At 41.9% G+C, this 12,666-nt stretch carries 12 protein-coding genes and 1 tRNA gene; 9 read left to right on the plus strand and 4 right to left on the minus strand.

Annotated features, from left to right (window positions below; translation table 11 throughout):
* Entirely contained in the window at window positions 1–291 is a 291-nt protein-coding gene (locus SRRS_RS25030; RefSeq protein ID WP_371364225.1) for a hypothetical protein, read from the minus strand.
* A 215-nt stretch (window positions 292–506) separates the two neighbouring features.
* Here SRRS_RS25030 and SRRS_RS25035 point away from each other — a divergent pair, with 215 nt between their 5' ends.
* Window positions 507–803, plus strand: a complete 297-nt coding sequence (locus SRRS_RS25035; protein WP_371364227.1) for an SH3 domain-containing protein — start codon at window positions 507–509, stop codon at window positions 801–803.
* A gap of 449 nt (window positions 804–1,252) precedes the next feature.
* On the opposite strand, the gene SRRS_RS25040 is transcribed toward SRRS_RS25035, so the two are convergent.
* Window positions 1,253–1,447, minus strand: coding sequence for a hypothetical protein (locus SRRS_RS25040; protein WP_371364229.1), 195 nt, complete (start codon window positions 1,445–1,447; stop codon window positions 1,253–1,255).
* Window positions 1,448–1,664: 217 nt separating this feature from the next.
* On the opposite strand from SRRS_RS25040, the gene SRRS_RS25045 reads away from it, so the two are divergent.
* From SRRS_RS25045 to SRRS_RS25075, 7 genes are all read left to right on the plus strand, one after another.
* Window positions 1,665–1,761 (plus strand) — tRNA-Sec (locus SRRS_RS25045).
* Window positions 1,762–2,251: 490 nt separating this feature from the next.
* Complete coding sequence (locus tag SRRS_RS25050; protein WP_371364231.1) at window positions 2,252–3,511, plus strand: sigma-70 family RNA polymerase sigma factor; 1,260 nt, start codon at window positions 2,252–2,254, stop codon at window positions 3,509–3,511.
* A 511-nt stretch (window positions 3,512–4,022) separates the two neighbouring features.
* The gene (locus SRRS_RS25055; protein WP_371364233.1) at window positions 4,023–6,356 is read left to right on the plus strand and encodes a molybdopterin-dependent oxidoreductase; all 2,334 of its coding nucleotides are present in this window, start codon (window positions 4,023–4,025) and stop codon (window positions 6,354–6,356) included.
* 1 nt (window position 6,357) lies between these two features.
* Complete coding sequence (locus SRRS_RS25060; RefSeq protein WP_371364235.1) at window positions 6,358–6,897, plus strand: 4Fe-4S dicluster domain-containing protein; 540 nt, start codon at window positions 6,358–6,360, stop codon at window positions 6,895–6,897.
* Between the two features lie 91 nt (window positions 6,898–6,988).
* Complete coding sequence (locus tag SRRS_RS25065) at window positions 6,989–7,852, plus strand: dimethyl sulfoxide reductase anchor subunit family protein (protein WP_371364237.1); 864 nt, start codon at window positions 6,989–6,991, stop codon at window positions 7,850–7,852.
* Between the two features lie 45 nt (window positions 7,853–7,897).
* Entirely contained in the window at window positions 7,898–8,893 is a 996-nt protein-coding gene (locus SRRS_RS25070; protein ID WP_371364239.1) for a 4Fe-4S binding protein, read from the plus strand.
* 427 nt (window positions 8,894–9,320) lie between these two features.
* Entirely contained in the window at window positions 9,321–10,004 is a 684-nt protein-coding gene (locus tag SRRS_RS25075) for an NAD(P)/FAD-dependent oxidoreductase (RefSeq protein WP_371364241.1), read from the plus strand.
* Between the two features lie 99 nt (window positions 10,005–10,103).
* On the opposite strand, the gene SRRS_RS25080 is transcribed toward SRRS_RS25075, so the two are convergent.
* Window positions 10,104–10,937, minus strand: coding sequence for a helix-turn-helix transcriptional regulator (locus SRRS_RS25080; RefSeq protein ID WP_371364243.1), 834 nt, complete (start codon window positions 10,935–10,937; stop codon window positions 10,104–10,106).
* Window positions 10,938–11,169: 232 nt separating this feature from the next.
* On the opposite strand from SRRS_RS25080, the gene SRRS_RS25085 reads away from it, so the two are divergent.
* Window positions 11,170–11,919: an SDR family oxidoreductase gene (locus SRRS_RS25085; protein WP_371364245.1), complete on the plus strand. Its 750-nt coding sequence runs from the start codon at window positions 11,170–11,172 to the stop codon at window positions 11,917–11,919.
* A gap of 474 nt (window positions 11,920–12,393) precedes the next feature.
* Here the strand turns inward: SRRS_RS25085 and SRRS_RS25090 are convergent, their stop codons facing one another.
* Window positions 12,394–12,606 (minus strand): hypothetical protein, encoded by a 213-nt coding sequence (locus SRRS_RS25090; RefSeq protein ID WP_371364247.1) that lies wholly within the window; start codon window positions 12,604–12,606, stop codon window positions 12,394–12,396.
* Window positions 12,607–12,666: the final 60 nt, after the last annotated feature.

A 12,666-nucleotide genomic window follows, 5' to 3' on the forward strand; every position in this document is an offset into this window, starting at 1 on the left:
TTAATGCAGTATTTGAGAATTGTGCGGTGCAGAAGTATCTAAGGTACTAACGATAAACTCAGCAAGCACGGTTTCGATAATGGTCTCATGGACAGCAACAATCTCCGCTACTTCCAAGCCATGCCGAAGATTCATATATTGAAACATTCTCGCTAATCCTTCAGCATATATACTTTGCGCTTCAGCAGGTATTTTGCCCTTTAGCACATCATAATAAAGCACTCCATACCGCTTGCTAACATCCCGCAAATGCAACGCAAACAAATACTTATATTCCTCAATCGGGTTCATCAATAGCTCCTCCTGCCTTCTATTCCCTACATTATTCGCAACTAAACCGCAAAATCCCTACATAATAAAGGATGAAATCTTGAAAAATGATCTAGCCGCTAGAATTCACACTATAATCCTTTCTAAGCATTACTATAACAAAAATATGGCGAGAAGTAGGAATTTCACAGCATCTTGTTGAATTATTTACCAGAATTAAAATTGGGGGAATACCGATGAAAAAACCGGCAATCATCACGACATTTCTAATTGGCATAGTTTTCTTCCTTTGTTTGGCAACACCTGCACAAGCTGTCTTTACGGCGTTTGCCAATACTAATAAAGCCAAAATCTATTCGGAGCCGAACGAATCAGCTGCTGTTGTCGAAGTTCTGCGCCTAGGCGATGTAGTTAAAGTATATACAAAATCACCAGATGGCCAATTCTGGGAAGTAGAACATAAGGGAAACCATGGTTGGATTGTCCAAAAACACCTTAGCCCTAAAGACACCAAAATTAGCAAAGGCTTGTAGCTATTCGCTACAAGCCTTTATAATTTCTAATTTCCTTCGATCTGGCTACTGATTTCCATTTTATCATTCCGAGATGTAGCTGCTTGCTGCCAAGCCCGGAACGAAATCATTAAAGCAATAACAGCGGACACAGTTCATTCTTGTAGTATATCCCCAATTACCACCTATCTGTCCTAAACAATTTACCAACAAGCACCATTATAATTCCACTAAAGCATAAACTTAACACACCAAACGCAAACCATAAAAATAGCCGATCAATCATTTGACATAACCTCCTTATGCTTTAGTTCTTATTTAAAGCATAACGCAGTATGACAAATAATTCCATGGACTATAGTCCTAATTTTATGGTAGCTAATTCCTATTTTTTACAAAATAACCCTTTATCTCTAATTGTTTGACCTGACATATGTGCTTGGACTTAGGCAATTTTTTTGTCAACTTCATTAAAAATCAGGAAAATCGCCAAATTTTCCTAAAACCTTTAAAGCTTCAACAGCTTCTTCCAGAGTTGTTCCCAAGCGTTCTGCTTTCCGAGTATTGGCATTTAATAAGATAAATTCACCATTTGAAGCTACTACCTGCTCTTCCATATTGTCACTAAACCAGTAACTAGCTATTCCCGAACCGACTACTAGCATGTGAATCATCTCCTTTTACCAATTTTATAGAATATTCGGCAAAGTCAGAAAAATTTCCTGCTACCTTCTGGATAAAAACCATATTTTTCTTGATATAAGATTAACCTTAGCCTTACTAATTTATGTAATTTATCAAACTTTTGCTACTTCGTGATATGGATAACATGCCTTGTTAAAAAGAATACTACATGATATATTATATACGTAAAGATCATACGGGGGCGGATGGGGCCTGGTGGCTCCTGCGGTCTTCAAAACCGTTCGCGGGGCACTAACCTGTCCTGGGTGGGTTCGATTCCTACACGCTCCCGCCATAGAAAAATCAACGGCCCAGGGCTTAACACTCTGGGATTTTTCGTTGGCTTCTTAAATAGTTATATTAACTTGCCATGAATTAAAATGCAAAGGATACAATAAAACTCAATCATAATCTAAAACCGTAGACGAAAAAAGGCAGGGATTAACTGAGTATCTCTGTCTAATTTTTATGTTTGAACGGCGTCAGTGGTCACTGCAATAGCAGCGTCATCAAAAATCGGCATCATAGGATAACGCAACCGATTGTACCTCAATTAATTCCCGTAAGTCTTTCAATATATTGAATCGATAAGTTATGTTTCTACTCTAGCCTACCCCCTCCTAGTGATCCAATCGTTAAATACAAACATACAAAAATTCTTGATTATTTATTTCTCCATGTAGTACCATCATAATCAAAGTATATCATCTCTTTATTGTGTTTGGGTCAACTGCAGAATTCGTGCTATATAATTAATACATGATTAAATATTTGTAGGTGCTGAAATGGAAACAATGGATAGAGATAGAAGAATAGAGTTGTTAGAGGATCTCTTCCGTAAGATGTATCCTAAGCTTTATCGATTCCTTTACTGGAAACTTCAAGATGGTAATGTCGCTGAAGATATTACTCAGGAAACGTTTGTCCGCGCTTGCACTCAATTGAACAATAAGGCTGTTACCGATAATGTGTCAGCTTGGCTTTTCACTATCGCCCGAAACCTATGTCTTGATTATTGGCGAAAAAACGGACGGCGATTAAGAGAGACTCCCATTTACGACGAATTGTCTCCGCACCTGGTTGGCACGCAAAAGGATCTTCTAGAAAATATGCTGGAGCAACAAGGTTGGCAGATTGTTATTGAGGCGTTGTCCACTTTAAAGTTGGAGCACAAGAAGGCGATAATTCTGCGGCATTTTGAGGATTGTTCTTATGAACAATCTGCCCGGCAGTTAGGGATAACAGTACCGGCGTTTACTTCGTTGCTAAACAGGGCCCGTTCCAAATTTTTCCAGGCAATAGTCAGCCAATTGTCGCCTAAAACTGCAAAAAAGCGATTGGGTCATAAAGAGTGTTTTTTCCTATTAAAATATTTTGGTCTGGATTGGCCGGAAAATCCAGACATCGATATTACTCAGCGCAGTAAGATGTATTTCGATAATTATGCCTACCTCTATGAAAAAGATCGTCATTTGAGCTACCCTCAGTCAATTGATCAAGCCTTGCTTGCCCGGGTTGACTGGAACTCGAAAGTTATTGGAGTTGACTTTGGAACCGGTTTGGGACATACTGCCGAGAAGATGAGTTCCAGATTAGACAGGGTATATGCATTCGATATTTCGGCTAATATGCTAAATCTGGCAAAAGCCCGGCTGAATCAGTTGAAGTGCTGGAATATTAAATTGGCAATAGGAGATTTGAGTACGGTATTATCAATTAACCAAGCAGATTTGGCGACCTGCGTGTGTGTTCTTCATCATATTCTCGACCCTGGAAAAGCCATACAAGTTATGGCTAGAAGTCTGAAACCTAACGGAGTATTAATTATCGCGGATTTTGGCCGTCATCACCAGGATTGTTTTAATTACTCGCGTAGTGATGTTTGGCTTGGCTTCCACCCGCAGCAATTAACCCGCTGGCTTAAGGAAGCGGGATTAAACCATATTTGGGTGAAAGAGCATGACGATTTGTGTTTTTCATTTTGTGATTCTGATGGACACAAAGATCCTATTCCTCTAATCATGGCTGGAGCGAGTAAAGCATGACTAAAGGGAAATTTCGACCCCAATGTGCACGTAGACGAAAGGGATTTTCAAAGCCGTTATGGCTTGAAAATCCCTTTTTTTGCTTCTTTAAAATTTAAAAATATAGAAGCAGGATATCTTGACAATAAAACCTTGCCGTGCTTCAGGTGCGCTCGTATTTCGCACTGGATCAGTTCTTTCGCTTCCTGGTCCAACAGATTGTCTAGCGTTTTTTTCTACGCTGCTGAGTACCAGTTCTCTTAGTTTCCTTGCTGATTTCCTCATTCAACCGTATAAATTCCTTGGACATGTTTCAGTTCTGTCTTCGGTAAATGGTATTATGATGACTTCCTTTTACCTTTTGGACTGAAACTTGTCCTTCTTTTTTTCCTTAATTCAATTTACGAAAACTATTGTACCTTATCTGAACTGTATTTACGAAACAGATTAGCAAATTATTTGTCAAAAGAGCGGAAGAAATTGAAAGTAATTTCGTTATATTTTATATAGTTCTGACAAGGAGGCAAGATAAATGAATGGAGAAACAAAATTATTTGGAAAATCGTTGAAATTTAGCCGTCGCACCTTTATCAAAACTGCCGGATCCATTGGGGCAGGTATGTCTTTCGGAGTGCCCATGTTTAGGTCAAGCTTGGCAGTTACAGCACCACTGATCGAGGCTGAAACTGAGACTTACCGTTCCACTTGTAACATGGAGTGCTTGCACTGTAATTTAACGGCACACGTGACGGGCGGAAAATTAGTTAAGGTCGAGGCTAGTCAAGATTTTCATGTAAAAGGGTGCCTGCGAGGATTGAGCAGGATTCAATGGGTTAATCATCCGGACCGCTTAAAGTACCCTATGAAGCGGGTGGGGGAAAAGGGTGAGGGTAAGTTTCAACGAATTTCTTGGGACGAGGCTCTGGATACAATTGCTACTAAACTCAGGCAGACGAAAGCAGAACTAGGCAATAAAGGAATATTTCTGATGACGGCGTCAGGCAATATGAGCGCGCTTACTAATTCGACCGCGAGTGCCTTTTTTGATTATTTTGGCGGTGCCGTTAGAACGTCGGGAAGTCTATGTTGCTCAGCTGTTACCGCGGCAATGGTGCCGATGCTTGGTATCCGTTATGTAGATACTCGTGATACCATTGCCGACAGCAAGTATTTACTGTGCTGGGGTAACAATCCTGCCGTAACGATGCAGGCTTATTTTAAGGAATTTGCCAAGGCGTTGAAACAAGGTGCCCGTATGGTGGTGATCGATCCCCGGTTTAGCGAAACAGCAGCCAAGGCCGATGAATGGGTGCCCATCAATCCTGGTACGGATACGGCACTAGCCCTGGGCATGTTAAACGTTATCATTCAAGAGAAGTTATACGATGAAAAATATCTGCTTGAACACACCAGCGCTCCTTTCTTGGTGGATGCATCTGGCGATTTGGCGCTTTACGAAGGTAAGAAGGAAGCATTCCTGGTCTACGATGGCATCACTGGGCAGGTCGTACCTCATGATCATCCCGGGGTTAAACCTATGTTGACATTAGCTGGATCAAATGTAACAGACTATAAAACAGTCTTTGATTTAATTGCTTCAGAGTGTGCTCAGTGGCCAACAGCCAAAGTCGAAAAGGAAACTGACGTACCAGCTCAGACGGTTTTACGATTGGCCAGGGAATATGCGGTAGCTAAACCTGCCATGATTGTTCAGAACATGTCGGGAGCTCAGCGTACGGAGTATGGTGCATACGTGGCCATGAGCCAATTCTACTTGGCTTTGTTTACTGGCAGTTACGGCATTAAAGGTGGCGGCGTCCTCGATGCAGGCGGAGTCACACAATTTTTTTCCGTGAAGCCTCCAGTAAAACCTAAAGCCCCTACTCCGGGTTTACCGACTATCCCTATATCAAAAGTTGGCGAATGGATAGCCAATGACAAACCTAATCCCATAGGTTTTGCCTGGTTTATGACGTCTAGTCCGGTTACCCAAAATCCGAATACCAACGCGGTTAAAGCCGCTTTAAAGCGAGTTCCCTTTGTGGTGGTTGCTGATAATTTGATGACTTCTACCGCCTTGTACGCCGACATGTTGTTGCCGGTATGTACGGTTTTTGAAGAAACCAACCTAATGGCCGGTATCCGCAGTCATTACGTTCAATTGATGGAAAAGGCAGTAGAACCACCCGGTGAGGCTAAGTCAGATATCTGGATTATGACAGAATTGGCAAAACGTCTTGGATTTGGCGAAACATTCGATAAACCTATCGAAAAGTATATTGAGGCAGTATTGGATGGTACAGGGATTACTCTTGATCAAATCAAGAAGGCTCCTGTAAAACCTGTTGCAACACCTTATATTCCTTTTGCCGGAGGTAAATTTCGGACACCATCCGGGAAAGCGATGCTATTTGTTCAGGATTGGAAAACCAAGAAAAATCTCAGTCCCATTGCTACTTATTATCGTCCGGTTGAAAGTCCGTTGGGTTCGCCGGAACTATTTAAAAAGTATCCCCTTATGGCAGTTCAGCGCAAGCAGCACCGCTCTATACATTCCAGTTTTTCTACCCTACCATATCTTAACGAGGCGACAACAAACCGTCCACATTTAATGCTTCATCCGGATGATGCCGCCAATCGCGGTATTCATAGCGGCGATGTGGTAATTGCTTTCAACGAGCGGGGCCAACATAAAGCGGTTGCGGATGTAACTTCTAAAATAAAAAAAGGAGTTGTGTCCCTGGAGAATGGCTGGTGGGAACAGCAAGGCGGCAGTAGTAGTCATGTTACCAATGATAAGCCCGAGCCATTGGGACACGGTCAAAGTTGCAACAGTACGCTTATTGAGGTCAAAAAGGAGGGGTAAAATGTCCAATCAAAAAGGCTTTTTAATGAATATGCAGACATGCTATGGCTGTCAGACCTGCGAGATTGCGTGCAAATCAGAAAATAACCTCGCCCGAGGTGTGCGTTGGCGGCGAGTGCGAAAACTAGAGATTGAGAATCCCTCATCAATCAGTACGCTATCAATGTCCTGCAATCATTGCGAAAAACCAGAATGCATGAGGGTTTGCCCAGCAAAAGCTTACTCAAAAAGGCCTGACGGGGTTGTTGTTCAAGATCACGCGCGCTGTCTTGGCTGCAGAATGTGTATTATAGCCTGTCCTTATAGCGCTCCAAGTTACGATGAAAAAGAAGGGAAAGTCAGCAAATGTAATTATTGTGCTAGTCGGATAGACAAAGGGCTTAAACCTCGTTGTGTGGAAGCCTGTCCGGGAAACGCCATGGAAGCGGGGGACTTGGAGGCGCTGCGTAAGCAAGGTAACGCTCAGACAATCGCCGGCGCACCAACACCACATATTAGTAACCCATCCATCGTTATTATTCCGACGAAAGCGGTAAAATGATGAATCCGTTAATTAAAACTATAGAATTAAAGAGCTCTTTTTCTATGTAATTTATAAGAATGTATATTGTTATTATACGAGGAGGATCGATATGAATTATTGGGAGTTTCCATTAGTATTATTTACAGTATTTGGCCAGTGGGCTGTTGGCATCGTGGTTACCATTGCTGTTTTAGAATATAGTTGCCCGTATTTGCTGCAAGGAGATAGCATAAAAGGCTTAAGAATCGCTGGTTGCTCAGTATTTCCACTGATGGCACTGGCCCAGATAGTATCCTTATTTCATCTAGGCAATCCCCTCGGGGCTTACAATGCAATGCTTAATATCGGTACATCAAGTTTAAGTTTGGAAATATTATCATTTGGAATGTTTTCCGGCTTAAGCTTGATTTATAGCGGTCTCTGGTGGAAAATGCCCGAGCAGCTTGCTGCCCGGAAACTTATTGGTATAGTTGCCACAATTATTGGGTTTGGCGCCATTTTGGCCTCTGCCAGTGTATATCTTTTGCCGGCGCATCAGACTTGGAATTCATGGCAAACCATATCTGCATTTGTAACCAGCGCGGCCCTTCTAGGCCCGCTGACCATTATAACCGCTCTTAGCTATAGCAGCCGGGAGTTGAAGGAATGGAGAAAATTAAATAAAAATTTTGGATTTTGGTTGTTGCTAGCCTTGGGAGTTATAGCTATTACTCTGATCGCTTTTGTTAAGGGATATGGCAACACATTTGAACAAACTCGCGCAATTGCAAATACTATTACTTCTAGCCTATTTGGGTTTCATCTGTTCGCGAGTATGCTTCTGCCGGCGGTAGTTGCTCTGTCCCTTATTAGTCGTCCGCTTAATCTCTCCAGTCGATTTATGATGACAATAATGATCTTCGCCGTTTTGGGGGAAATGAGTGGACGAGCACTGTTCTACTATGCTGTGATGAGTCAGCAACCGTGGTTTTAGGTATACGCTGCATACATGTAATGAAACAAGAGAGTTGATGAATTTATGACTGGGATGATAGTACGAAATGAAGCAGTTTGCCTAAATAATCGTTACAAAAAAATGGATTGCCACCGGTGCCGTCAAATTTGTCCGCAGGGGTGCAGCGACCAGATACAGGGATTAGATTTAGCTAAGTGTGATGAATGCGGATTGTGTCTGGCGGTTTGTCCTGCAGAAGCCATTGCAGGAGTTAGTTATTCTCCCCTATCTATTAATGCTTCGTTATCTTCAACAGATTCCATGCTTTATTTAACCTGCACGCGGCAGGATAGACAAAGCGACTGGCCCTGTTTAGGGTTCATTGATACCTACTTGCTGCTGGCTTTTGTCTATAGTGGGAGCAACAGTAATCGGCAAGTTATCGTGGATAATCGCCACTGTTTTACATGCAAGCCGAAAGTGGCCAGATATTTGCAGGAACTTTGCAACTCCTTGGAACCAGTCCTCAAGTATGTGGAAAAAAAGCCGCTACTTAAGGGAAAAGCTGCTGGTGAGTATAAGCGTAAAGAACAGGTTATTTCCCGACGTGATCTTATAAAATGTTTGTTTGGTGAAGCAAAGAAAGTGATCGCGGAAGCCGTCCAGAGCAATGAGCACCTTATGCCACTGCCACGCCGCCAAATTTTTGCAAATTATGTAGAGAACTCTGCGTTTACCGGAATGGCACCAACAAGGTTGTTTTCTGCTATTACTATTAGCGACAGCTGTCATGCCTGCGGTCTGTGCGGACAGCTTTGTCCGAATCAGGCAATTGTGGTTAAAAAACAGCAGAGTGTGCTTGAATTTTATCAGCTTGCGTATAAATGTACCAGCTGCGGTGTATGTGCCATTAATTGTCCCCGTCAGGCAATAATTGTAACGCTGGCAGAAAGCTTAGAAATGACACACATTGCAACCCGTACCTTACCCCAATGTAAAAAATGCGGAAATTTGTACCAGCCAGTTGGAGACAGTGAACTTTGTTTTGATTGTTTTTTAGAGGCTAATCGGGGTTTTTGACAATATCTATGTGAGGCAACTATTTTCCATAGGTATAAATTTGAATCCGTAGTTAAGAAAGATGAGGTTGCAGCCGATTTGCACCTCTCTTTTTTCCTAAACCCGAAGAACCGATTACATACAATTGGATGCTAATGGTTTTACCACGTTAACTATATTTGTCGAATTGATAAGTTATGTTCTGCTTTAGCATTCTTAATTAGCACGATTGTTTACCTGGTGGGTGACTTCGTGCGTTTATATTTCCCATGGTTGTTATCTAGAAGAGCCATTCCTTACAATATTAAAATTGATTACTCATCATTAACCTGGATAATACATATTTAGAAAGTCATTAGCATAATTAGAGCCGGCTTGTATCATATTAAAAAGCTAGAAGCGGATATGAATAGGATAATGCGAGTAACTTTGCTAAGGAGGCTACATAATGGAGACAAAACAGGAAACAAAGCGCGATATACTGAATAAAGGCGCTGTACTGCAGCGGGATAAACAAACCTACGCTATAGCACCGCACATTCCCGGTGGTATTATTCTGGATTTTAATTTTCTGCGGAAGATAGTAGATACCGCAGAAAAATACGGTGCTAAGGCACTAAAATTGACAAGTGCTCAACGAATTGCCATTGTTGGTATTGAAGAAGACAAAATTGATCAGGTATGGGACGAGCTTGGTATGGAAAAGGGGCACGCCATTGGTTTGTGCGTACGAAGTATAAAGATATGCCCGGCCACTCATTTTTGTAAACGCGGGCAGCAAGATGCTGTAACCTTAGGACTTGAACTGGACAAAAAATATCATGGTATGGATTTACCATCTAAATTTAAAATGAGTGTTGCCGGCTGTGCTAATTCGTGCAGTGAACCGGCGGTACGGGATATAGGAATTATGGGTACTCCGAAAGGGTACACCATCATGATCGGCGGTAACGCCGGCATTAAACCGCGACTTGCCGACATATTAGCTGAAAATGTTCCGCAGGAAGAAGTAATTCCCTGGGTAGATAAAATTATCAGCTACTACAAAAACAATGCAAAAAGTTATGAGCGATTAGGTAACATGATTGATCGCTTGGGACTTGATAAAATAAAACAAGACTTAGGAGAATAAATTTAATTAAGTTCCCGGCTAAGAACAATACCTTTAAGCTGTCGGCATATGTCGACAGCTTTTTTTGACGATCCGTTTTTATGCTACCACTTTGTATTATTAATTACGCCTCAATAAATCTTCTAAGAGTTCGTCAGTTCCAGTGTTTTGGATAGGCGTATATACCCTCATCATGAAGTCACCGCTTTCAGGGACTGTAAAATTATTGTAACGAAATGTCAACAGACCTATTTGTGGATGATTTACCACTTGTTCGCCTTCCAAATTCCGAGAAACATCGTGTCGTTCCCACAACGTCCGAAACTCCTTGCTCCTATCGTATAACATATTAACTAATTCCTGATACCACGTATCATTGACGTACAAGGCATATCGGCTTCTAAAATTGGCTAACAGTACAGTGGCTACATTTTCCCAATTAACGATGTGAGCAATATTATTCTTTTTCATGAAAACGCGCCAAAGAATATTTCTCTCGATCTCTGCCGTTTGATTAAAGTCTCCACATAAAGTACTCGTCATTTTGTTCCATGCTGTAACATTCCAGCGCCTATCGACGATATAGGCTGGGTATGTCCCCATCCTATCGAGAATCTTTTGAAGGGTTGGAGAAATAGATTCATCCTCTGTCGCCTTTGGAAGCACAGAAGAGTTTGCCAATACGAATAGATGGTTTTGTTCATCGTTACTGAGTCGGAGTGTTCGCACCAAACTCTCAAGTACTTGTTCTGACACTTGAATATCTCGCCCTTGCTCCAATGCGGTGTACCATGGTAAGGAAATGCCTGATAGACTTGCCACCTCTTCTCGCCTTAGACCAGGCGTACGACGCCGTGAGGTTTCAACACATAATCCCACCTCATGCGGCGATAAACGCGAGCGGCGGGTCCTAAGAAAATCAGATAATTCTTTTCGTCTTCTTTCATCATTCATACCGATAATACACCTCCGTATCATGATAGAATTTATACCAGTATCCATACGAGTATTATTTGGAGTAGTACTATAAATACAGGCCTATTTGTAACTTATAAGAATAATTATAATTATCTTATCATCGGTAGTAAAGGAGGAGTCGGCGTTTAAATAGCCATTAGGTTATGGCTTTCAGTTGAAAAAGTTGTATTACCATGTCATCACAAATAATCGAAACGGAGGAAATTTTGTGATAAATACAAAACAAAGCGAACGTAAGGGTACTTTAAGAGGCAAACGTATTGTTCTACTTGGAGGAACGTCTGGAGTTGGATTTGCGACAGCCGAAGCTGCCGCTTGGGAAGGGGCATCCGTAGTTGTAGCTTCTAGTCAAAAAGAGAAAGTTGACGATGCTCTCTCTCGCCTACCCCAAAGCACGGAAGGATATGTGGTTGATCTTTCATGTGAGGAGCAGGTTCGTGTATTTTTCAGCCATCTCGGTGAATTTGATCACTTGGTTTTCACGGCGGGCGAATCATTACTTATCGAAAACCTCAGCACAATTGATATGGATATAGCACGCCGATTCTTTAACCTGCGATACTGGGGGGCGTTTATGGCTGCTAGATTCGGAAGTGAAAACATTCGACAAGGTGGTTCAATTATTTTGACTTCCGGCGTTGCAGGAGTTCGACCACAGAAAGGCTTGACGGTAGCAGCCAGCATATGCGGTGCTATTGAGGCTCTGACCAGATCGTTAGCCGTCGAACTCAGTCCGCTTCGCGTGAACACCGTTTGTTTTGGGCTAATGCGTACCGAGCTGTGGAACAGTATTCCCGAAAATGACCGAATCGCTATGTATGAAGCTGCCGGGAAAGCCCTTCCGGTTGGCCGAGTAGGAGAACCGGAAGACGCGGCTGAAGCATTTCTATATTTAATGCGTGAAAAATATTCCACCGGACAGATAATTGTCGTGGACGGTGGTTCTATACTAGTATGACTAATAAAATGACTACGTTCATGAAACTGCCGAGAAATAGAAGTTCGTTCTAGGCAAGGAAAACCCTACAAGAAGCAGCTCACCAGATGTGACTACTTGGGATCACCTCACGAAACGGAATAGAAATCACGATACAGAAAACAGTCCCGATCTATAACTTAAAGGATACATTAATTTGTCGTCAAGAATGGTATTAAAACCACGTCAGATCAGGGTCACTTTGGTTAGTTGGGACTATTCCCTTTTTATTAAATTCTAACCGTCAATGCAAAAGCCGCTCATAATGAGCGACTTTGCTTTTACTTATTATTTTTCATTTTTTTGTGATTCTATGGCTTTTCCTTATAATCGGTGCCGCTGGCAAATATTACTCATGCATATATAATTACTGCCACACTGCCTGGCATTTTGCCGAGCTGGAAGTGGAGTGACACTTTATTCCCGTTTCGCAATCAGTTTCAAAAATACGGAAGCTCAGGCTTGGATTAAACGTTTTTCCAGTAATTTGACCCGCCTACGCAACTCATCAAGTTCAGCATGTAGTTCTCTTTCCTTTTTCCTTTTTTCCCGCTCATCCTTCTTCTCGCACCTTTGGTTCGTTAATTCGACATCAAGAGCCACAATACTTGTAACTATGCTTACCAATAACACTAAAATAACTACTTTACTGGTGTCTTCACTTCTCATAATAATCCCTCATTCAAATTCTTCTGGTATAATATATTCCTTGTTTATAGGAGGGTTACT

This window comes from Sporomusa rhizae (assembly GCF_041428845.1).
Classification (GTDB): Bacteria; Bacillota; Negativicutes; order Sporomusales; family Sporomusaceae; genus Sporomusa; species Sporomusa rhizae.

Bases quoted from the DNA above. Each gene is read 5' to 3' on its own strand.
- SRRS_RS25070 (WP_371364239.1), top strand. From the start codon at position 7,898: ATGACTGGGATGATAGTACGAAATGAAGCAGTTTGCCTAAATAATCGT.
- SRRS_RS25040 (WP_371364229.1), bottom strand. From the start codon at position 1,447: ATGCTAGTAGTCGGTTCGGGAATAGCTAGTTACTGGTTTAGTGACAAT.
- SRRS_RS25030 (WP_371364225.1), bottom strand. From the start codon at position 291: ATGAACCCGATTGAGGAATATAAGTATTTGTTTGCGTTGCATTTGCGG.
- SRRS_RS25060 (WP_371364235.1), top strand. From the start codon at position 6,358: ATGTCCAATCAAAAAGGCTTTTTAATGAATATGCAGACATGCTATGGC.
- SRRS_RS25065 (WP_371364237.1), top strand. From the start codon at position 6,989: ATGAATTATTGGGAGTTTCCATTAGTATTATTTACAGTATTTGGCCAG.
- SRRS_RS25055 (WP_371364233.1), top strand. From the start codon at position 4,023: ATGAATGGAGAAACAAAATTATTTGGAAAATCGTTGAAATTTAGCCGT.
- SRRS_RS25090 (WP_371364247.1), bottom strand. From the start codon at position 12,606: ATGAGAAGTGAAGACACCAGTAAAGTAGTTATTTTAGTGTTATTGGTA.
- SRRS_RS25080 (WP_371364243.1), bottom strand. From the start codon at position 10,937: ATGAATGATGAAAGAAGACGAAAAGAATTATCTGATTTTCTTAGGACC.
- SRRS_RS25035 (WP_371364227.1), top strand. From the start codon at position 507: ATGAAAAAACCGGCAATCATCACGACATTTCTAATTGGCATAGTTTTC.
- SRRS_RS25050 (WP_371364231.1), top strand. From the start codon at position 2,252: ATGGAAACAATGGATAGAGATAGAAGAATAGAGTTGTTAGAGGATCTC.
- SRRS_RS25075 (WP_371364241.1), top strand. From the start codon at position 9,321: ATGGAGACAAAACAGGAAACAAAGCGCGATATACTGAATAAAGGCGCT.